We start from the raw sequence: 20,204 nt of genomic DNA on the forward strand, positions 1-20,204 counted from the left end.
GGATTGGCCTGCCGCGCGCGCTACTTGCGCTTCTAGAATGGTGCATCTCTCATCATCAAGGAATGCATCATGACACAGCAACGACTCGATTTTACACAAGCTTCGCCCGACGCCGTCAAGGCCATGTACGCGCTGGAAGCGGCGATCGCCAGGCTGGGCGTGGAACACGCGCTGCTCGAGCTGATCCGCCTGCGCGCTTCGCAAATCAATGGCTGCGCCTTTTGCGTGGACATGCACACGAGCGACGCGCGCAAGGCGGGCGAAACGGAACGCCGCCTGTATGCCGTGTCCGTCTGGCGCGAAACGCCGTTTTTTACGGCGCGCGAGCGGGCCGTGCTGGCCTGGACGGAAGCGCTGACCCTGCTGCCGCAAAGCCAGGCGCCCGATGACGTGTATGCGGCGCTGGCGCAGCAATTGACGCCGGCGGAAATGGTCAACGTCACCCTGGCCATCGGCTCCATCAATACCTGGAACCGCCTGGCCGTGGGTTTCCGCAAGATGCCCGAATAAGTCCTGTGTTCGTTCGCGAACAGACGCCTGGCTGCTCCCTGGGTAGGCTGGCAAACAACTTGTCAGCGAGGGAACGGCCATGGAAGTCAATGTGAGCGAAGCAATGGAAAAGTCCCCGGAACAACTGGAAGAGGCGCGCCGCGAATTCATCGCCGAACTGTGGCGGCGCTTTGAAGCCTTGCAGGAATGGGCCGTGACCCACTGGCCCGACCAGCAGCATCCCTTGAGTTCCGCCGACTTCGTCGAAGCGCGCAAAGAAATATTGAGCTTGCGTTCGCCGGCCGGTTCCTTGAGCCAGCCGGCGCAGCAGAATGAAGCGGAACCGGAGCAGGGTGGCGCGCAGTATGTTGACGTCACCCCTGCACCGTGGCCGTAATCGTGGCTGTATATTGTTCGTAGGTCGGATTAGCGCTTGCGCGTAATCCGACTTGAACCGCCAACAATGGTGTCGGATTACGCGCCCTGCGCTAATCCGACCTACGCTTCTGCCTTACCCTGCGCAAACACCCAGCAAACCAAACTGACCAGCAATCCCGCCATCACGCCATACGCGAGGTTCAGGGCGCTGTCGAACAGCAGCGGCGCCACCAGGCCCGAGACCAGCGCGAACAGCAGCATCTGGATGAACGATTGCATCGACGAGGCCAGGCCGCTGTTGTTGGGGAAGTGGTTCAAGGCCATCAGGGTCATCGGCGGCATGGCGATCGACAGCGCGAACGAGTAGAAGAACAGCGGCAGCACGGCCCATGGCACTTCGGCGGCAAAGAAGTAGTTATAGCCGATGTTGGCTGCAGCCGCCACCAGCATCAGGATGAAGCCGGCCCAGATCATCTGGCGCTGGCTATGGCGGTGGGCGATTTTGGCCGACAGGGCCGAGCCGAACACCATGCCGCTAATTAAGGGAATGAACAGCCAGGCGAATGCCGTTTCCGGCAAATGCAGGATGTTGATGATGAAGTAGGCGGCCGAGCCGATGTACAGGGCGAAGCCGCCGAAGGCGGCGCCGATGGCCGTCGACAGCAGCAGGAACTGGCGGTGGCACAGCACTTTCCAGTAATTGACGGCGATGTCGCCCAGGTGGAAGGCGTGGCGCTGTTCCTTCGGCAGGCTTTCCGGCAGCGCGCGCCAGACGACGATGAACATCAGCACGCCGAAGGCCGTGAGGAACCAGAAGATCGCTCGCCAGCCCAGGCCCACCTGCAGCCAGCCGCCCAGCACGGGCGCGATGGCCGGCGCCAGCGCGAACACCATCATGATGTGTGAAAGGATTTTTTGCGCGGCGGCGCCCGAGTAGCGGTCTTGCACGATGGCGCGGCCGATCACGGAACCGGCGCCCGCCGCCAGCCCCTGCAGCACGCGCCAGGCCAGCAGCCAGCCCAGCGACGGCGCCAGCGCGGCGCCCACGGAGGCGATCACATACAGTACCAGCGAGACGAGAATCACGGGACGGCGGCCGAACGAATCGGACAGGGTGCCGTAAAACAGCATCATGAAGGCGAACGTGAACAGGAAAAAGCTCAGCGTCTGCTGCACCAGCAGGGGGCTGGCATTGAAATCTTGCACGATGGCGGGGAAAGACGGCAGATAGGTATCAATGGCAAGCGGTCCGACCATCGCCAGGCCCGCCAGAATCCAGGTTAATAATTTAGTCATGTCAAAGAGTGTTTTTGTTAGTCCGTCATTTTACGCTAGTGACTGGAATCGGGTTTGGCGCCGACGCTGTTTGCCATCCATATGCGTTTTTCGCATATCAAAGCGCGCAATTCTTCGTTGGCTTTGCCTGTCTGCGCCGTTAAGCTGGGGCGACCCGGCCTGTTTGCCTTTTTCTGGAAGTGATACGCCATGCACAGCATTTATCCCGCAGCGCCCGCCGACGACACGGCCCAGTGGAACCTGGGGCCCGTGATCCAGGCCTTGCGCAGCTCGCGCGAAGACAAGCACAAGATCCGCCATAACGGCAGGGTGCGCGAACTGCCGTCGCGCGAAGCGCTCACCACCATCGTCAACGGCCTGTCGGCAGCGCTGTTCCCCACGCATTACGGACGGCCCAACCTGACCGATGAAAGCATCGACTATTTTGTCGGCGACACGCTCAACACCACCCTGAACCGCCTCAGTGAACAGGTGCGGCGCGGCCTGCTGTTCTCCGTGCCGGCCGGCGACGAGGGCGATGGCGCCAGCGACGATGCGGCCCTGGCGCAGCAGGCGCGCGAGATCACGCGCGCGTTTGCCGCCAGCCTGCCCGACATCCGCGCCTTGCTGGTGTCGGACGTGCAGGCCGCCTATGCGGGCGACCCGGCCGCCACCTCTGTGGCTGAAATCATGCTGTGCTATCCGGGCACCATCGCCATCCTGTACCACCGCCTGGCGCACCGGCTGCACGCGCTGGGCGCGCCGTTCCTGGCGCGCCTGATCGCCGACATCGCGCACACCTTGACGGGTATCGACATCCACCCGGGCGCGCACATCGGCGCGTCCTTCTTCATCGACCACGGCACGGGCGTGGTGATCGGCGAGACGGCCATCATCGGCCAGCGGGTGCGCCTGTACCAGGCCGTCACGCTGGGCGCCAAGCGTTTTCCGGCCGACGAAAGCGGCGCGCTGATCAAGGGTACGCCGCGCCATCCCATCGTCGAGGACGACGTGGTCATCTACGCGGGCGCGACCGTGCTGGGGCGCATCACCATCGGCGCGGGATCGACCATCGGGGGGAACGTGTGGCTGACGCAGAGCGTGCCGCCAAATAGCAATGTATCGCAGGCGCAGATGCGCAACGACTGAAGCGTGGCCGAGAAAACGTCCATGACGGCGTTGCAGCGCCTTGGCGTACTAGCGTACTGCCTGCGGCGCTGCGCCTTGCCCTGAACGTTTTTCGGGCACTCTTCACATGCGGGAGTGCGGGTTTTACTTCACCGTCAACGCTTCATAGCGCGCCACGGGCACGCCATCTTTCAGCAGCAGCAATTCCTGGTCGGCGTAGCGGTAGCCATTGACTTCGCCCAGGGTGGTCAGGAGCAGGCGCTCGAGTTCCATGTCCTGCGGCTGGCACATCATCATGGTGCCGGCCAGCTGCGAGAAGGCCAGGGTGCTGACGCCATCGCTGGTATAGCCGCCCATCATCTGGTTGCAGCCGCTGTGGCCACTGGCGCGGCCTTCGGCCAGCTGCAGCGTCACTTCGCGCTGTTCAGGCGCCTTGCGCACCACTTGCTTGCCCTTCAATTCCTTCAGCTTCCACTGCGTGCCGGTCAGCTTGGGCGCCGGCTTGGCGGGCGAGGTGGCGCCTGGCGCGGCGGCTGCAGCGTCGCTGCGCACGGGCGTTTGCGCACAGCCGGCGGTGATGGCGACGATGGCGGCGAGGGGAATCAGTCTGGCGAGTGTGAACATGGCATTTCCTGGTTAACGTGATGGGTATAGCCGCCAGCGTAGCAGATCGGCGCCACGCCAGCGTGCACGGTTGACAAGCTTATTCCTGCTTTTCCTGTTCCAGGCGCGCGTCGAGCAAGGTGCGCGCCGCCGCCACGTAGGCGCGGCAAGCCTGCGGGTCGACAAAGGCATCGCTGCCCGCCGTGGCGCTCGCTTCGAGCCGCTCCCACAATTGCGACGCTTCCGGATGCGCCGAAATGAGCACGTCGCACGGCAGTTTTTCCAGGGTCTCGAAGCTGTGGCGCAAGTCCGCCACCGCGTGCGGATACTCGCTGCTGGCGCTGAACTTGAAGCCGGGGCGCGAGACGGCGTTGAGGCTATCCGCGTAGACCATGTTCAGGCAGCGGGGGCCGTCGCACGATTGCCACGTCCAGCTCAGGCCTCCGGGCGTGTGGCCCGGCGTGGCGTGCGCCGTCAGGGCGACGGGGCCGACATTGAAATGGCCGCCATCGCGCGCCAGGCGCATGTCCTTCACGGGCGGGTACTTGGGCAGCGCGTGGTATTGCGGATCGTCCGGTCCCACTTCGCCCGACGCCAGGTCCAGCGCCGCCGACGGGCTGGCGGCCACCAGCGCATTGCTGCGCCGTTGCAATTCGGCCAGGCCGCCCGCATGGTCGATATGGCCGTGCGAATTGAGGATCAGCTTCACGTCCTCGATGCGAAAACCCAGGGTGGCGATATTGGCGATGATCTTGGGCGCCGATTCCGGCAAGCCGCCGTCGATCAGCACGTGGCCCTGCGGCGACGTCACCAGCACGGAACTGAGGCCTTTCACGCCCACATAATAGGTATTGCCGAAGATACGGAACGGCGCCTGGTCGGCGTTCCAGGCGGTGCAGACATCGCAGCCTGGCGTCGGCGGCGTGGCTGGCGCCTGCGCGAATACCAGGCAGCCATGGCCTGCCAGCAGCGCCAGTGCCAGCGCGCGTGTAAGAGTGAGGGGCATTGCAATCCTTATCCGTGGTGCCAAGGTGGCGTATGCTGACACGGAACGGAGCGGGATGCAAACGCATCCTTGCATGGATCGCTGCTGACGAAGCGGGTGTTCAGGCCGCGGCCAGGGTGGCGCTGCCGGGATCGATGCTGACCTGGTGTCCCGCGTGGCCGGCGGGCAGGCGTGGGCCCTGCCCAAACACCTTGTGGCGCAAGCTGCCTTCCTCGTAATGGGTGCGATAACGCCCGCGCCGCTGCAGTTCCGGCACGATGTGGGTCACCACGTCGGCCATGCTGTCGTGCGCCACGGCGAAGGCCAGATTGAAACCGTCGATGCCCGTCTCGTCCAGCCAGCTTTCCAGCTGGTCGGCCACCTGGCGCGCATCGCCCACCAGCACCGGACCGCGTCCACCCAGGCCGATGTATTCGGCTGCCTCGCGCACCGTCCACTTGCGCTCCGGGTCGGCCTGGCTGAACGACGCCAGCGCCGAGCGGCCGGCCGGGGAATCGATGTAGTCGATGGTGGCGTCGAGCGGGTAGCGGCTGAAATCGACGCCCGTCCAGCCCGACAGCAGCACCAGCGCCGCCTCAATATTGATGTGGCGCAGGTAGTCGGCGTGTTTGGCGCGCGCCTCTTCTTCCGTGGCGCCCGTGATGACCAGCGCCTGCGCGTAGATCAGCAGCGCGTCGCCATCGCGCCCGCTTTGCCGCACGGCTGCGCGCAAGTCGTCGGCGTAGCGCTTGACCACCGTTTTGCTGGGACCACTGACAAAGGTCGCTTCCGCGTGGCGCGCCGCGAAGCGCGTGCCGCGTGGCGAGGTACCCGCCTGGTACAGCAGGGGCGTGCGCTGCGGCGAGGGCTCGCACAAATGGATGCCGGGCACCTGGTAGTGGCGCCCGGCATGGTTGATCGGATGTACCTTGGCCGGATCGGCGTAGATGCCGCGTGCCTTGTCGTTGACGACGGCGTCGTCGTCCCAGCTCTTTTCCCACAGCTTGTAGACGACGTCCAGGTATTCGTCGGCCAAGTCGTAGCGTTCGTCGTGACCCAGTTGCTGTTGCATGCCCAGGTTGCGCGCCGCGCTGTCCAGATAGCCGGTGACGATATTCCAGCCGATGCGGCCCCCCGTCAGGTGGTCGAGGGTGGACATGCGCCGCGCGAACGTGTACGGGTGTTCGTAGGTGAGGGCGCAGGTGACGCCGAAACCCAGGTGCGTGGTGGCCTGCGCCATGATGGGCACGAGCGCCAGCGGGTCGTTCAGCGGCACCTGCACGCCGAGTTCCAGGGCCGCATCGAGGCTGCCCCGGTACACGTCGTACACGCCCAGCACGTCGGCCAGGAACACCGCGTCGAACAGGCCTTCTTCCAGCAGCCGCGCCAGCTCCGTCCAGTGCGCAGGATCGGTATAGCGGTGGCTGCGGTCGCGCGCATGCGTCCACAGTCCCGGCGACTGGTGGCCGACGGTATTCATCTGGAAGGCGTTGAAGCGTATCGTCTTTGCCATGGCTTATTTCGCGGCTGTCTGCAACGCTTGCTGGTAATCGGGTTTCGAATAGCCGGCGAAGTGTTTATTGGTGATATCGAGGAATTCGCGCGAGCGGTAGGCGGCCGCCAGGTCTTTGGCGAACTGCTTGTCCTTGTCGGCCGTGCGCACGGCCACCAGGTTGATGTAGTTGGGCGATATTTTCTCGGCCACCAGCGCCTGCGTCAGTTTCAGCCCCGACGCCAGCGCGTAATTGCCGTTGATGAAGGAGTAGTCGGTGTCGCCTAGCGAACGTGGCAGCTGCGCCGCTTCCAGCGGCAGCAGCTTGATTTTCTTCGTGTTGACGGCGATATCCCTTTCCGATGCGCGCACGGGGTCGAAATTGGGGCGCAGCTTGATCCATCCCAGCTGGTCGAGCAGCACTAGCGCGCGCGCCTGGTTGGTCGGATCGTTCGGCAAGCCCACCGTCGTGCCTTCCTTCACGTCGTCCAGGCTCTTGTGCTTCTTGCTGTAGATGGCGATCGGCGCCGTGGGGATCGTGATCAGGTCCGTCAGGGCCAGCTTGTGTTCCAGCGCGAATTTCTTCAGGTAGACGATGTGCTGGAACACGTTGGCGTCGAGCGACCCTTCGGCCAGCGCGAAGTTGGGCTGGATGTAGTCGTTGAACTCGACCAGCCTGACCTTGTAGCCCTGCTTTTCCAGGATAGGCTTGATGCCCAGCTTGATCTGGTCCGCGTACGGCCCGGCGCTGGTGCCGATGGTGATGTCTTTCGGGTCCTTGGCGTGGGCGAAGCTAGCCGTCAAGGCCAGGGTCAGGGCGCTGAGGAGGATGCTGCGGCGGGCGATGGTCATGCTGGCTCCTTGGTGGGTAAATTATGAGTACGCCGTCGGCTCGGGCACGGTGCCATTCAAGGCAAAGCGTCCCAGGTCGCGCAGCTTGTAGTCGATGGGGTCGTGCAGGGTATGCACGCGCACGTTGCGCCAATAGCGGTCGAAGCCGTACTGGGCCGAGGTGGAGCGGGCGCCCGTCAGTTCGAACATCTGGCTGCTGATCTGCAGGCCCGCCTGGTGCGCCAGGCACTTGGCTTCGGCCACGGCCACCGCCAGCAAGCCCCGTTCGCGCGCCGTCACCAGCGCACCCTTGCGAAACACAGTTTCCAGTTCCTGCGCCGCCGCGTCGGCCAGCACTTGCGCGGGGCGCAGCAAGAGCCACAGCTGGCCATAGCGGTGCTGGATCAACGGGTCGTCCGTTGCCTTGGCCACGCCCGAGGCAAACCAGGCTTTCGCCTGCTCGTCCGTGTAGCGGCGCGCCGCCTCGAACGCGCCTTCGGCGATACCCAGATATAAATTCGCCATGATCAGCTGCGCGATCTGCGAGCGCACGGTCGCTTGCGGTGTGGCGGCCTGGCCCGGCGCCTGCAAGACCAGCTCGGATGGCAGGCGTACCTGCTCGAAATGCACATTGCCGCTGTCCGTCTGGCGCTGGCCGAAGGCGTCCCAGTCCGCCTGCACGCTCACGCCATCCTGGCGCGTGGGCAGGGCGGCGATCAGCGCCGTTTGCGTGGGCGCGTGCCAGGCCGAGACGGTCAGCCAATCGGAACCGACGGAGCCGGAAGAAAAGCTCTTGATGCCGTCGAGGAGATAGCCGTCGTCGCTGTCGCTGGCCGTGACCCGTTTGTCGAGGGGATTCAAGGCATTGCCCCAGAACAGGCGCTCGTCGACGGTCAGGGTGAGCAGGCGGCGCTGCTGCTGCGCGCTGCCATACAGCTGCAGGCCGGCCAGCTGCAAATGGTGGAAACCGAAGACATGCGCCAGCGCGCTGTCGGCGCGCGCCAGGATGCGGATCACCTGGTACACGAGGGGCCACGACGCGCCCTGGCCGCCGAATTCCACGGGGATCGACAAGGTGAGCAGACCCGACTCGCGCAGCCATTCGCGTTCCTGCGCCGCGTGGCCGCCGGCCTGGTCGCGGGCATTGGCCGTTTCGGCGAGGCGCGCGGCCAGCTTTGTGGCGATGCGGATGGCGTCCTGCAAGGGTTCCGGCACAGGCGACCGGGGACGGGCGGCATGGAGAAAAGCGCTAGACATGAGAGACATTCCAGAAAGACGATGAGGCCGATATTGCACCGCCAGGCGCGCGCCGTACACGAAGAAAACCGCGCATGGATATGCGAAAAAAGTCGCGCGGGGAGCGCCGCCTTCGCTTGCGGGGCGCCAGGCCCGGATCGTCAAAAAACGCATATCGAAGCGCGAAAGCATTCGTTTTACACGGCGGCTGATGGCGATAGGCTGCAAGCATCCGAGCAACGCCACTTTCGACAACCTACAGGGACGGGCATCACATGAGCATCTTGTTATTGGGCGGCAGCCCGCAACTCCCATCGAGTTCCAGCCGCTTGCTGCTGCATATCGGCGAACAGCTGGCGCTGCAGGGCCACAGCTACGCCAAGCTGCATGTGCGCGACCTGCCGGCGCGTGCCTTGCTGCTGGCCGACTACGACGATGCGGCGATTGCCCGCGCCGTGCGCGCCGTGGCCGATGCCGACGCCATCGTCATCGCCACGCCCATCTACAAGGCCGCGTATACAGGTTTGCTGAAAGCCTTCCTCGACCTGCTGCCGCAAGATGGCCTGGCCGGCAAGCTGGTGCTGCCGCTGGCCACGGGCGGCGGCCATGCCCACACGCTGGCGCTCGACTATGCGCTGCGTCCCGTGCTGCATGCGCTGGGCGCCAAGCAAGTCTTCACCAGCATCTACGCCAATGCGCAGCAGCTGGACTGGCACGACGAGCGGGGCCTGAGCCTGGACGCGCCGATTGCCGCACGCGTGCAGGCCGGCATCGAGGAGCTGTCTGCCGGCCTGTTCGTGCTGCAGGGCCGGCGCCCGACCGCGCCAGCCGAGATCCCGCTCCCCGTGCGTTCGCTGCAAGACCAGCCTTACGCTCCCCACTATCAAGCCGCCTGATTATTTACCTACCAAGGAACCCTCATGACACACCGCCACGCACAACGCCTCTCGCGCCGTACCACTTTGGGCCTGCTGTTTGCCGCCGCCGCCGGCGTGATGGCGGCCGGCATGCCGGCCGCGGCGCTCGCGCAGGCCAAGGGGGAAGTCCGCATCGGCTACCAGAAGTACGGCACCCTGACCCTGTTGAAAGGGCGCGGCACGCTGGAGAAACGCCTGGCCGAGCAGGGTGTGGGCGTGAAATGGACGGAGTTCCCGGCCGGCCCGGTGCTGCTCGAAGGCCTCAACGTGGGCAGCATCGATTTCGGCACCGTGGGCGAGGCGCCGCCGATCTTCGCCCAGGCGGCCGGCGCCAACCTCGTATATGTCGGCAATGAGCCGGCGTCGCCGGCCAGCGAAGCCATCGTCGTGCCCAAGGGTTCCGGCCTGCGCACCCTGGCCGACTTGAAGGGCAAGAAAATCGCCCTGAACAAGGGTTCGAACGTGCACTACCTGCTGTTGAAGGCGCTGGAAAAGGCCGGTGTCGCGTATGCCGACATCCAGCCCGTTTTCCTGCCGCCGGCCGATGCGCGCGCCGCTTTTGAACGGGGCAGCGTGGATGCCTGGGCCATCTGGGACCCGTTCCTGGCGGCCGCCGAAAAGCAGCTGGGCGCGCGCGTGCTGGCCGATGGCAAGGGCCTGGTGGCGAACTACCAGTTTTATCTGGCTTCGCGCACGTATGCGGAAAAGCATCCCGAGATCCTGCGCATCGTGCTCGATGAAGTGGCCAAGGTCGATGACTGGGGCCGCAACAACCCGGAGGAAGTGGCGACGATTTTGTCGGCGCAGACGGGCTTGAGTAAAGACGTCGTGGCGCTGGCCGCCTCGCGCTATGCGTATGGCGTCAAAGCCGTGTCGGTCGACGTCATCGCTTCGCAGCAAAGGGTGGCCGACGCCTTTTCCAGCCTGAAGCTGATTCCCAAACCGATCGTCGTCAAGGACGCGCTGCTGCCGGCGCGCCAGCTCGCTACCAGCACAAAATAAGGAACAAATATCATGTCATTCAATGTTTTCTGGTTCATCCCCACCCACGGCGACAGTCGCTACCTTGGCACGTCGCAGGGCGCGCGTCCCGTCGATGCCGATTATCTGCGCCAGGTGGCCGTGGCCGCCGACACGCTGGGCTACGACGGCGTGCTGCTGCCCACGGGCCGCTCCTGCGAAGATGCGTGGGTGGTGGCGTCGTCCTTGATCAGCGTGACGCAAAAGCTCAAATTCCTCGTGGCCGTGCGGCCCGGCCTGTCCACGCCCGGCCTGGCCGTGCGCATGGCGTCCACCTTTGACCGCCTGTCGAACGGGCGCCTCCTGATCAACGTCGTCACGGGCGGCGACCAGGGCGAGCTGGAAGCGGACGGCCTGTTTGCCGACCACGCCAAGCGCTACGAAATCTCCGATGAATTCATCAAGGTCTGGCGCGCCACCCTGGCGGGCGAGGGCGGCGCTGCCGGCTATGATTTCGAGGGCAAGCATATCCAGGTGAAGGGCGCGAAAACCCTGTACCCGCCCGTGCAGAAACCGTATCCGCCGCTGTATTTTGGCGGCTCGTCGGAGCCCGCGCATGCACTGGCGGCCGAGCAGATGGACGTGTACCTGACGTGGGGCGAGCCACCTGCCGCCGTGGCGGAAAAGATCGCCGACATCCGCGCCCGCGCGGCAAAACACGGTCGCACAGTCCGGTTTGGCATCCGATTGCACGTGATCGTGCGCGAAACAAACGAGGCAGCCTGGCGCGCGGCCGATGAACTGATCAGCCATCTGGACGACGAGATTATCGCCAAGGCGCAGGCGGCCTTCGGCAAGATGGATTCCGTGGGCCAGCAGCGCATGGCGGCCCTGCATGGCGGGCGGCGCGACAAGCTCGAAGTGTCGCCGAACCTGTGGGCCGGCGTGGGCCTGGTGCGCGGCGGCGCGGGCACGGCCCTGGTGGGCGATGCGCCCACGGTGGTGGCGCGCATGCAGGAATACGCGGACCTGGGCATCGACACCTTCATTTTCTCCGGCTACCCGCACCTGGAAGAAGCGTACCGCTTCGCCGAACTGGTATTCCCGCTGCTGGGCAAGGGCAAGGCCGTGGGGGAGCAATCCTTGAGCGGCCCCTTCGGCGAAGTCATGGCCAGCAATATCGTGCCGGCCGCAGCGCAGAAAAAGGCAGCCTGAGATGGCGGCCGGCACCACAAAATGGGCAAGCGCCGCGCCGTGGCCTTCGCTGCGTCATGCATTGGCGCCGTGGGCCCTGCCCGTGGCGCTGCTGCTGGCCTGGCAACTGGCCGCGCAGTGGGGCTGGCTGTCGAGCCGCATCCTGCCCGAGCCGTGGGCCGTGGCGAAGGCTTTCTGGCACCTGGCCGCATCGGGCGAATTGTGGCTGCACCTGAAAACGAGCTTGTGGCGCGCCACCGTCGGTTTCGCCGTCGGCGCGGGACTGGGCTTGTTGCTGGGGCTATTCACGGGCAGCTTCCGCCATGCGGAAACGCTGCTCGACACGACCTTGCAAATGGTGCGCAATATCCCGGCGCTGGCCCTGATCCCGCTGGTGATCCTGTGGTTCGGCATCGACGAGACGGCCAAGCTGTTTCTGCTGGCCGTCGGCGTGTTCTTTCCCGTCTACCTGAACACCTTCCACGGCATCCGCTCGGCCGACCAGGGCTTGATCGAAATGGCGAAAAGCTATGGCTTGTCCGGCTGGCCCCTTTACCGCGACGTGATCCTGCCGGCCGCCATGCCCTCCATTCTGGTCGGCGTGCGCTTTTCGCTGGGCCTCGTGTGGGTGCTGCTGATCGTCGCCGAAACCATCTCGGCGCAGGCCGGCATCGGCTACATGACCATGAATGCGCGCGAATTTTTGCAAACGGACGTGGTGCTGGTGGGGATACTGCTGTACGCCTTGCTGGGCAAGCTGGCCGATTTGTTCTCGCGGGGGCTGGAACGCCACTGCCTGCGCTGGAATCCCGCCTACCGATAGTGACGAATTGACGAAAGAAGACACCATGCTGCTCGCCCCCATCCAGATCGAAACGGATTTTTTGTCGCACTTCGTGCAGTACGATCCGGCCGGCGCGCCGCCGCAGGCCAAGGCGCCGTCCGCCCCCTTGCAACGGCGTGGCGTTCCTTTGGAACTGACAAATCTGAGTAAATCCTACACCAGCCGGCCCGTGCTGAACAACGTCGACCTGCAGCTGGAAGCGGGCGAATTCGTCGCCATCGTGGGGCGCAGCGGCTGCGGCAAGAGCACCTTGCTGCGCTCGATCGCGGGCCTGGAAAGCATCGACGAGGGCAGCATCGCCATCGGCAGCGGCGTGGGCGCGCCCGACATCCGCATCATGTTCCAGGAATCGCGTCTGCTGCCGTGGAAAACGGTGCTCGACAACGTGGCCCTCGGTCTGCCCCGTTCAGTGGGCGCGGCGGCCGCCTCGCTGTGGACGGTGGGCCTGGCCGAACGCGCGAACGACTGGCCGGCTGCCTTGTCGGGCGGGCAGAAGCAGCGCGTGGCGCTGGCGCGCGCCCTCGTACACGAACCGCAATTGCTGCTGCTTGACGAGCCCCTGGGCGCGCTCGACGCCCTGACGCGCATCGAGATGCAGCAGCTGATCGAGTCGCTGTGGCTGGCGCGCGGCTTCACGGCCGTGCTGGTGACGCACGACGTGGCCGAAGCGGTGGCTCTGGCCGACCGGGTGCTGCTGATCGAGGAGGGGCGCATTACCCTGGACGTGCGGGTGGACTTGCCGCGCCCGCGTCAGCGCGGCCATGCGGCTTTCGCCGCGCTGGAGCAGGCTATCTTGTCGCGCGTGTTGCAGCCGCAGGGTCAGACAGCTGCGCCAGCACGATGAAACCATCCGCATCGACGGTTGCCACGATGGCTTCATAATTGTCGATGGCCGGGTGGCGCGTGACCAGCGGGTGCGCATGCGTGGCGGTGACGACGATGACCTTCGCGCCGGCCGCCTCGCCCGCCTCGATGCCGACGGACGCATCTTCGAATACCAGACAGTCAGCGGGCGCCACGCCCAGTTTTTCCGCCGCCAGCAGGTAGCAATCGGGCCTGGGTTTTCCTGCCTTGACGTCTTCCGCCGTCACCATGATGGCGGGAATGGGCATGCCGGCTGCTTTCAGACGGGCCGTGGCCAGCGCGCGCGGCGCCGACGTGACGATGGCCCACTGGGCCGGCGGCAGCGACCGCAAAAAACGCAGCGCGCCCGCGATTTCAATGATTCCTTCCACGTCGACGATCTCCGCATCCGTGATGCCCTGCGATTCGCGCTGCGCATCGACGCCGGGCAAGCGCAGTTGGGCGATGGTGTCGACCGAGCGCGCGCCGTGGATGGTGGGCAGGAAGGTTGCCACGTCGAGGCCCTGGCGCTGCGCCCAGGTGCCCCAGATGCGTTCGGCGGCGGCGATGGAATTGATGACGGTGCCGTCCATGTCGAACAGAAAAGCGCGGTAGCGGCCGGCGGCCGATGGCGGGGGAACTGCGGACGGCGAGGGCAGTGCGGACATGGCTTCCTTCCGGATGATGGGCTGGAAGCCATTGTAACGGCAGTCGATTTTTATTTCACAGGTAGACCGATTCAAAGCGGGCCACGGGCGCGCCATCCTTGAGCAGGATCAGCTTCTCGCCCTCAAGCTGGTAGCCCGTCACGCTGTTCAAATTGGCCAGTACCGCGCTTTCCAGCTGCATCAACGGCGGCGGACAGGCCATGCGCGTGCCGGCCAATTGCGTGAAACGCAGGGCCGTGCCGGCCAGCGTGTAGCCGCCCATCACGCGGTTGCAGCCCGTGAAACCGGTGACCTTGCCATCGTCGCTGAGGGTGATGCGCACTTCGCGCTCCTGCTGCGGCGCCATCGTCACCGGGGCGCCATCGAGCTGCGTCAGCTTCCAGTAGGTATTCGTCAGGCTGGCCTGCGGCGCCAGGCCGTTGTCCGGCTTGGCGCTGTCGCCGGTGGCGGCGCAGCCGCCGGCCATGGCGATGGCGGCGGCAAGAGGAAGGTATTTCAGACGATGCGGCATGGGATGCTCCTGTGAGGGGGAATGCGTGCAGACTAGCAGGTTTTTCGTGCCGCTTAGCGCACGGCAGCGGTGATTGTTTCCATTTTGCCAGTGCTGGCATTAAACTCATGCTTTCTGCTGTTTCAACCTTGATCGGGGAGCCGGGCCGATGCTGCAAGCGCAAGCGCTGGATAATCGATTGGTCGCCACCACTGGCGACGACGTGCTGGTCGACCGCATCGTGCCCGGCGCGCCGCTGGTGATCGCCTTCGGCTTCGTTTCGTGGACGACGCGTCCCGCCTTCGATTTTTATGGACGTCTGCGCAAGCTGGAGCAGGTCAGCGGGCAGCCGCTGAACAAGATCCTCGTGCGCGACTCCGGCAATGCCTGGTATCACCGCCAGATCGCGGGCCTGGGCAACCATGTGGATGAAACGGCGCAGGCCCTGCGCGAACTGGTGCGCCGCATCGCTCCCAGTCAAGTCACCACCCTCGGCCAGTCCATGGGCGCGTATGGGGCCGTCATGTATGGCTTGCTGCTCGATGCGCAGCAGATCGTCGCCTTCGGCCCCTTGTCTTTCCTCGACGTGCAGCAGGCGCGCTTGTACCATGAGCTGCGCTGGCTGCCCGTGATGGTATCGCTGGCACAGGACCCGCCGCTCTCGGGTTACTATGACCTGGCGGCCCTGTGCCGCGCCAGGGCGACGGACGACACGCAGCTGCACCTGGTGTTCGGCACGCGGCCGGACGTTGCCAACGCCGGCGCCAGTGCCAGCGAGTCGGTGAATCTCGACGCCATGCACGCACAGCGCCTGGCCGCCTTTGGCCGCTGCACCCTGCATCCGTTTCCCCAGTCGGGCCACGCGGTGGTGCAGCACCTGATCGACACAAAACGGATCAACGGCTTGCTGGCCAGCTGCATACTCGGTCTCACTTTGGCGCCCGAGCCGATGCCGGAAATCGGCGCCGCCTGGCAGGACTGGGTGGCGGAAAACCTGCGTTTGGGCTGCGCCGGCGAACAGCTGGTGGCGGTGCTGCAGCAGCACGGCTTTTCGCACGCCAGCAGCATGGCGGCCGTGGATGCCGCCCGCGCTGCGCCGAAAGCACCATGACGCCGCAGTTTGAACTCGACACCCTGAAAATCCGCCTCGCCGCGCCCGAGCTGGCGGCGCTCGAGCTGCGCGTACGGGTGCAGCGCGCGCTGCGCCAGCTGATACTCGATGGCGTGCTGGCGCCTGGCCTGCGCCTGCCGGCCACGCGCGCGCTGGCGCAGTCGCTGGACGTGTCGCGCGATACGGTGGAAATGGCATATGCGCAGCTGCGCCTCGATGGCTATCTGCGGCGGCAGGCGGGATCGGGCAGTTTTGTCTCGCCGACGATAGGCGCGAGCCTGCTGGGCAAGCCTGCGGCTGCGCTGCCGCCCTTGTCCGCGCAGCCGGTGGCCCTCAGCGCGCGCGGTGCGCACATCCTCGCCAGCGGCGGCGTGGCCGACCAGCAGAGCGTCAAAGCTTTCGCCACGGGCTTGCCGGAAACGCGCGCCTTTCCGCTCGATGTGTGGGAACGCTTGCGGCGCCAGGCGGCCGGCGAACACCGTGCCGGCATACTGCTGCACGGCGACCCGCAAGGCGCGGAGCCTTTGCGGCAAGCCATCGCCGATTATGTGAACCTGGAGCGGGGCGCGCGGGCCACGGCCGATCAGGTGCTGGTCTTGAGCAGCACGCGCCAGGCGCTGTACCTGTGCGCGCAGGTGCTGGCCGACGCGCATGGCCCGATATTGATGGAAGACCCCGGCTATTTTGGCGCGCGCAAGGCGTTCGAGATGGCGCAATTGCAGGTGATTCCAGTACCCGTCGATGCGCAGGGCTTGTCGATCGACCACCTGCGGGCGGACCGCAGCGGCGCCAACACGGTGTACGTCACGCCGTCGCACCAGTACCCGACGGGCGTCACGCTGGCGCTCGAGCGCCGCCTGGCCCTGACTGCCTGGGCTGCCGAGCGCCAGGGCTGGATCATCGAGGATGATTACGACAGCCAGTTTCATTACGCGGGCTTGCCGACGGCATGCGTGCAGGGGCTCGACACGCAGCAGCGCACGATCTATCTGGGCACCTTCGCCAAGTCGCTGTATCCGGGCCTGCGCATCGGTTACATGGTGCTGCCGCCCGCGCTGGTCAAACCGATGACGTATGCGCGCAGCATCCTCGATGGCCACACGCCGCAACTGGACCAGCTGACACTGGCCCGTTTCATCGCCGACGGCCATTTCGCGGCCCATGTGCGCGCCATGCGCAAGGTCTACGCCGTGCGCCGCGACGCGATGGCGCAGGCCGTGCGGCGGCATTTGCCGCACGTGGTCACGGCGCAGCTGCCGCCGGGCGGCTTGCAGATGCCTTGCCTGCTGCACGAGGGCAGGGTGGAGCTGGACACGCTACGCCTGGCGGCGCAGGCGGGCATCGTGCTGCCGGGCCTGAGCCGGCTGTATGCGAGGCCGCCGGCGCGCGGTGGCTGGCTGCTGGGCTTTGCGGCGCTCACGCCGCACGAGATCGACAGCGGCATCGTCCGCCTGGCGCGCGCGTTGGGGTGATCGATAAAATGGTCTGCTGTACACGTGAAAATTGGCCTGCTTGAGCAGTCCATATGGCCATTAAGATGCTCCCTTTCAATGGCAGGGGCATACACATGACAACAACCACCACCACAACCGCCGCCATGGCCGACCGGCTGCACTGGCGCGATCTTGCTGCCCCGACGATGGCCGCCTGCATCTCCGTGCTCGTCAACTATGGCGGCACCTTCGTGCTGGTGTTCCAGGCGGCCCAGCTGGCCCAGCTGAGCGCGGCGCAGACGGCATCCTGGGTCTGGTCGCTGAGCATCGGCGTGGGCGTGACGGGCATCTGGCTCAGCTATCGCTACCGCGCGCCCATCATCACGGCCTGGTCCACGCCCGGCGTGGCCTTCCTGGCCACCGTCATGCCGCACACGCCGTATGCCGAGGTGATCGGCGCCTATATGGTGTCGGCCATCGCCTTCATTCTGCTGGGCATGTCCGGCGCCTTCGAGCGCCTGGTGCGATGGATTCCTGGCGGCATCGCGGCGGGTTTGCTGGCCGGCATCTTGCTGCAGTTTGGCGTGAACGCGTTTGGCGGCGCCAGCGCCGACCCGCTGCTGGTGGTCGTGCTGCTGCTGTCGTACGCCGTGTTGCGCCGCTTCACGGCACGCTTTGCCGTGGTCGGCATCATGCTGATCGGCCTGGCACTGCTGCTGGCGCAAGGGCGCATCGATGCGCAAGGCATAGCACTGGCCCTGGCCGCGCCCGTCTTCGAGATGCCGCGCTTTTCCGTGGCGTCGCTGCTGGGCGTGGCGCTGCCGCTGTTCCTGATCACCTTGACGGGGCAATACATGCCCGGCATGCTGGTGCTGCGCAATGACGGTTACCCGGTCAGCGCCAATCCGATCCTGACGGTGACGGGCCTCGGTTCGCTGCTCATGGCGCCATTTGGCGCGCATGCCTTCAACGTGGCCGCCATCACGGCCGCCATCTGCACGGGCAAGGATGCGCATGCGGACCCGTCGAAGCGCTATGTCGCGGGGCTGGCCTGCGGCGTGCTGTACATCCTGGTGGGCATCTTCGGCGTCACCCTGGCCAGCCTGTTCATGGTCTTGCCGCGCAGTTTCATCACGGCGCTGGCGGGCCTGGCCCTGCTGGGCGCCATCGGCAACAGCCTGGCGCAGGCGATGGCGGACGTGCGCATGCGCGAAACGGCCTTGATTACTTTCCTGGCGACGGCGGCGAACGTGACCCTGCTGGGCGTGGGCGGCGCCCTGTGGGGACTGGCGGCGGGGCTGGCGGCGCACGTGCTGATGCATGGCTGGCGCAAGGCGGCTTGACGGCGGCATGGCCATTTTGCCGGGCGCCGCATACAATTGCTGCGCCCGTGTCCGTTGGCACCGTACTTTTCCCGATGTGAGCGATGGCCGAGTTGAGCTCCCTGGCGCATGGCCTGGCGATTTTCGCGCTGGCCGCCGGCTGGGTGTGAATGTTTACTTTTACTATTAATGAAGAGTGAGAAAGCGATGCCTGTCAGTTCCTACCTGAATACCCGTCCCGTGCTGGGCGAAAGAGTCTACCTGCATGACACGGCGCAAGTGATTGGCGATGTGCAGATCGGCGACGACTGCTCGATTTGGTGCAACAGCGTGCTGCGCGGCGACGTCAACCGCATCGTCATCGGCGAAGGCAGCAATATCCAGGACTTTTCCATGGGCCATGTGTCGCACAAGAATGCGGCCAAGCCCGACGGTTCACCCTTGACCATCGGCAAATACGTGACCATCGGCCACTCCGTGATCTTGCATGGCTGCACCATCGGCGACGAATGCCTGATCGGCATGGGCAGCATCGTCATGGATGACGTGGTGGTGGAAAAGCACGTGATGCTGGGTGCGGGTAGCCTGGTGTCGCCGGGCAAGGTGCTGGAAAGCGGCCATCTGTATGTGGGCCGGCCCGCCGCCAAGGTGCGCGCACTGACGGAGGCCGAGATCGCCTACCTGCGCTATTCGGCCGAACACTATGTGCGCGTGAAGAACAATTACCTGGCCGGTGGCGACGACGCCTGATTGTCGGCATGATCGAGGCGGCGCAGTTCCGGCCGCGGCGCCAGGTCTTGCGGCAGGCGCAGGCTGGACACCAGGCCCATGCGTTGCCACAGCAGCAAGACCCACCAGCCCGGGTCCCATTCGCCCGGCAGCAGGCCCAGCCTGGCCGAGCCCGGATAGGCGTGGTGGTTGTTGTGCCAGCATTCGCCCATGGTCAGCAGCGACGTCAGGCGGATATTTTTGCCTTGCACGGCGGCGCCATCGACATGAAAGTGCATTTGCCCATGGTTGTGGGCGAAGTAGCCGATCAGCCAATGGCCGAGCACGCCGGCGCTGACCCGCGCGCAGACACCCCAGCAGACGAAACCCCAGCCGCCCCAGGCGTAGAACAGCACGGCCCACGGCAGTTGCTGCAGCATCCAGGTGGCTTCCAGAAAACGGTAAAAGCGGTCGTGCGCGATGCGCGGCTCGATGGCGATGTGCGGCGGGTGGACGAGGTCCAGGCGGCAGAACAACTGCCACCAGGCATCGCGCCAGAAACCGGCGCCGTGGCGCAGGTAGGGGTGGCAATCGGGCAGGCGCTGGGCATAGTCGCGCAGTTCGTGCTGGCGCAGCAGGCCCAGCGGGCCGCTGAGTCCCACCAGCACTCCCAGATAGACGAGTACATATTCCAGCCATTGCGGGCAATCGAAGCTGTCGTGGATCAGCTTGCGGTGGCTGCCCAGCGAGTGGCCGAACAGCAGGACGATGGCCGTGCCGCTGACAAACAGCAGCAGGCCGGTCCAGCTGAAGAAGAGCAGGGCGCCGGTCACGGCGCCGGCCAGCATGGCTGTCAGCCACAGCGATGGCAAAGGCGCATGGCGCACCGCGCCGTCAATGACGCTGTCGGCGCGCGTGGCGCGGGCGCGGTGACTGTCCAGGCTGGCAGCCGTTATCAACCCTCGGGGGCCGACGACGGTTGCGTGTACTTGTCGAAGTTGGTGATGTAGTCGTTGAAGTTGTCGGTCAGCATGCGCTTGTACTGTTCCGTGAAGAACGCCACGGCGCCTTCCTTCTCTTCCTGCATCTTGGCCACGTCGTTGCTCTTGCTGGCGACCAGGAAGGCGTTGAAGCGGGCGGCCGCGTACAGCAGCGAGGTGGCCACTTCGTTGCCGCGGCTATGTTCGCACTGCTCGTTGGCCAGGGCGATGACCTGGTCGGCGCGTTCCCAGAATTCCGGGCCCGGTGCTGGTTTTGTCGTTGGTGTGTTCATGAAAATCCCTATGAAAGTGCGCGC

General features: G+C 65.4%; 22 protein-coding genes. 12 read left to right on the top strand and 10 right to left on the bottom strand.

Annotation, left to right across the window (positions count from 1 at the left end; genetic code table 11):
* Positions 1 to 69: 69 nt before the first annotated feature.
* The gene (locus ACP7DW_RS19870) at positions 70 to 510 is read left to right on the top strand and encodes a carboxymuconolactone decarboxylase family protein (protein WP_426056301.1); all 441 of its coding nucleotides are present in this window, start codon (positions 70 to 72) and stop codon (positions 508 to 510) included.
* 79 nt (positions 511 to 589) lie between these two features.
* Positions 590 to 886 (top strand): hypothetical protein, encoded by a 297-nt coding sequence (locus ACP7DW_RS19875; RefSeq protein ID WP_426056302.1) that lies wholly within the window; start codon positions 590 to 592, stop codon positions 884 to 886.
* A 101-nt stretch (positions 887 to 987) separates the two neighbouring features.
* On the opposite strand, the gene ACP7DW_RS19880 is transcribed toward ACP7DW_RS19875, so the two are convergent.
* The gene (locus ACP7DW_RS19880; protein WP_426056303.1) at positions 988 to 2,163 is read right to left on the bottom strand and encodes a multidrug effflux MFS transporter; all 1,176 of its coding nucleotides are present in this window, start codon (positions 2,161 to 2,163) and stop codon (positions 988 to 990) included.
* Between the two features lie 189 nt (positions 2,164 to 2,352).
* Between ACP7DW_RS19880 and epsC the strand changes: the two genes are divergently transcribed.
* The gene (gene epsC, locus ACP7DW_RS19885) at positions 2,353 to 3,291 is read left to right on the top strand and encodes a serine O-acetyltransferase EpsC (protein WP_426056305.1); all 939 of its coding nucleotides are present in this window, start codon (positions 2,353 to 2,355) and stop codon (positions 3,289 to 3,291) included.
* Between the two features lie 123 nt (positions 3,292 to 3,414).
* Here the strand turns inward: epsC and ACP7DW_RS19890 are convergent, their stop codons facing one another.
* From ACP7DW_RS19890 to ACP7DW_RS19910, 5 genes are all read right to left on the bottom strand, one after another.
* Positions 3,415 to 3,894, bottom strand: coding sequence for an META domain-containing protein (locus ACP7DW_RS19890; protein ID WP_426056306.1), 480 nt, complete (start codon positions 3,892 to 3,894; stop codon positions 3,415 to 3,417).
* Positions 3,895 to 3,973: 79 nt separating this feature from the next.
* Positions 3,974 to 4,879 carry a subclass B3 metallo-beta-lactamase gene (bla, locus tag ACP7DW_RS19895; protein ID WP_426056307.1) on the bottom strand — a complete coding sequence of 302 codons (906 nt, stop codon included), beginning with the start codon at positions 4,877 to 4,879 and terminating at the stop codon, positions 3,974 to 3,976.
* 100 nt (positions 4,880 to 4,979) lie between these two features.
* Positions 4,980 to 6,371 (bottom strand): LLM class flavin-dependent oxidoreductase, encoded by a 1,392-nt coding sequence (locus ACP7DW_RS19900; RefSeq protein ID WP_426056308.1) that lies wholly within the window; start codon positions 6,369 to 6,371, stop codon positions 4,980 to 4,982.
* A gap of 3 nt (positions 6,372 to 6,374) precedes the next feature.
* Complete coding sequence (locus tag ACP7DW_RS19905) at positions 6,375 to 7,202, bottom strand: MetQ/NlpA family ABC transporter substrate-binding protein (RefSeq protein ID WP_426056309.1); 828 nt, start codon at positions 7,200 to 7,202, stop codon at positions 6,375 to 6,377.
* A gap of 21 nt (positions 7,203 to 7,223) precedes the next feature.
* Positions 7,224 to 8,438, bottom strand: coding sequence for an acyl-CoA dehydrogenase family protein (locus ACP7DW_RS19910; protein WP_426056310.1), 1,215 nt, complete (start codon positions 8,436 to 8,438; stop codon positions 7,224 to 7,226).
* A 254-nt stretch (positions 8,439 to 8,692) separates the two neighbouring features.
* On the opposite strand from ACP7DW_RS19910, the gene ssuE reads away from it, so the two are divergent.
* Genes ssuE through ACP7DW_RS19935 form a run of 5 tightly spaced genes read left to right on the top strand, consistent with a single transcriptional unit; the run spans position 8,693 to position 13,176 of the window.
* Entirely contained in the window at positions 8,693 to 9,313 is a 621-nt protein-coding gene (ssuE, locus tag ACP7DW_RS19915) for an NADPH-dependent FMN reductase (RefSeq protein WP_426056311.1), read from the top strand.
* A gap of 24 nt (positions 9,314 to 9,337) precedes the next feature.
* The gene (locus ACP7DW_RS19920) at positions 9,338 to 10,336 is read left to right on the top strand and encodes a sulfonate ABC transporter substrate-binding protein (RefSeq protein WP_426056312.1); all 999 of its coding nucleotides are present in this window, start codon (positions 9,338 to 9,340) and stop codon (positions 10,334 to 10,336) included.
* Positions 10,337 to 10,348: 12 nt separating this feature from the next.
* On the top strand, positions 10,349 to 11,509 hold the full coding sequence (ssuD, locus tag ACP7DW_RS19925; RefSeq protein WP_426056313.1) for an FMNH2-dependent alkanesulfonate monooxygenase: 1,161 nt from the start codon (positions 10,349 to 10,351) through the stop codon (positions 11,507 to 11,509).
* A gap of 1 nt (position 11,510) precedes the next feature.
* A complete protein-coding gene (ssuC, locus tag ACP7DW_RS19930; protein ID WP_426056314.1) occupies positions 11,511 to 12,311 on the top strand; it encodes an aliphatic sulfonate ABC transporter permease SsuC in 801 nt (266 codons plus the stop codon).
* Positions 12,312 to 12,336: 25 nt separating this feature from the next.
* On the top strand, positions 12,337 to 13,176 hold the full coding sequence (locus ACP7DW_RS19935; protein ID WP_426056315.1) for an ATP-binding cassette domain-containing protein: 840 nt from the start codon (positions 12,337 to 12,339) through the stop codon (positions 13,174 to 13,176).
* Here the strand turns inward: ACP7DW_RS19935 and ACP7DW_RS19940 are convergent.
* Positions 13,121 to 13,843 (bottom strand): HAD-IA family hydrolase, encoded by a 723-nt coding sequence (locus ACP7DW_RS19940; RefSeq protein ID WP_426056316.1) that lies wholly within the window; start codon positions 13,841 to 13,843, stop codon positions 13,121 to 13,123. The two genes, ACP7DW_RS19935 and ACP7DW_RS19940, sit on opposite strands and share 56 nt — an antisense overlap.
* 55 nt (positions 13,844 to 13,898) lie before the next feature.
* Complete coding sequence (locus ACP7DW_RS19945) at positions 13,899 to 14,354, bottom strand: META domain-containing protein (RefSeq protein WP_426056317.1); 456 nt, start codon at positions 14,352 to 14,354, stop codon at positions 13,899 to 13,901.
* A gap of 148 nt (positions 14,355 to 14,502) precedes the next feature.
* On the opposite strand from ACP7DW_RS19945, the gene ACP7DW_RS19950 reads away from it, so the two are divergent.
* The 4 genes from ACP7DW_RS19950 (at position 14,503) to ACP7DW_RS19965 (ending at position 18,949) form a co-directional block, all read left to right on the top strand.
* Positions 14,503 to 15,444 carry a hypothetical protein gene (locus ACP7DW_RS19950; protein ID WP_426056318.1) on the top strand — a complete coding sequence of 314 codons (942 nt, stop codon included), beginning with the start codon at positions 14,503 to 14,505 and terminating at the stop codon, positions 15,442 to 15,444.
* On the top strand, positions 15,441 to 16,916 hold the full coding sequence (locus ACP7DW_RS19955) for a PLP-dependent aminotransferase family protein (RefSeq protein WP_426056319.1): 1,476 nt from the start codon (positions 15,441 to 15,443) through the stop codon (positions 16,914 to 16,916). The genes ACP7DW_RS19950 and ACP7DW_RS19955 overlap by 4 nt, the downstream gene beginning before the upstream one ends.
* A 95-nt stretch (positions 16,917 to 17,011) precedes the next feature.
* The gene (locus ACP7DW_RS19960; RefSeq protein ID WP_426056320.1) at positions 17,012 to 18,220 is read left to right on the top strand and encodes a benzoate/H(+) symporter BenE family transporter; all 1,209 of its coding nucleotides are present in this window, start codon (positions 17,012 to 17,014) and stop codon (positions 18,218 to 18,220) included.
* Positions 18,221 to 18,406: 186 nt separating this feature from the next.
* Positions 18,407 to 18,949 carry a gamma carbonic anhydrase family protein gene (locus ACP7DW_RS19965; protein ID WP_426056321.1) on the top strand — a complete coding sequence of 181 codons (543 nt, stop codon included), beginning with the start codon at positions 18,407 to 18,409 and terminating at the stop codon, positions 18,947 to 18,949.
* Here ACP7DW_RS19965 and ACP7DW_RS19970 read toward each other — a convergent pair.
* Positions 18,922 to 19,866, bottom strand: a complete 945-nt coding sequence (locus tag ACP7DW_RS19970; protein ID WP_426056322.1) for an acyl-CoA desaturase — start codon at positions 19,864 to 19,866, stop codon at positions 18,922 to 18,924. The genes ACP7DW_RS19965 and ACP7DW_RS19970 overlap by 28 nt on opposite strands.
* Entirely contained in the window at positions 19,863 to 20,180 is a 318-nt protein-coding gene (locus ACP7DW_RS19975; RefSeq protein WP_071078001.1) for a DUF3144 domain-containing protein, read from the bottom strand. Before ACP7DW_RS19975 ends, ACP7DW_RS19970 begins: the two co-directional genes overlap by 4 nt.
* Positions 20,181 to 20,204 lie beyond the last annotated feature (24 nt).

Source organism: Janthinobacterium sp. PSRC1-1, assembly GCF_049897525.1.
GTDB lineage: Bacteria > Pseudomonadota > Gammaproteobacteria > Burkholderiales > Burkholderiaceae_D > Janthinobacterium > Janthinobacterium tructae.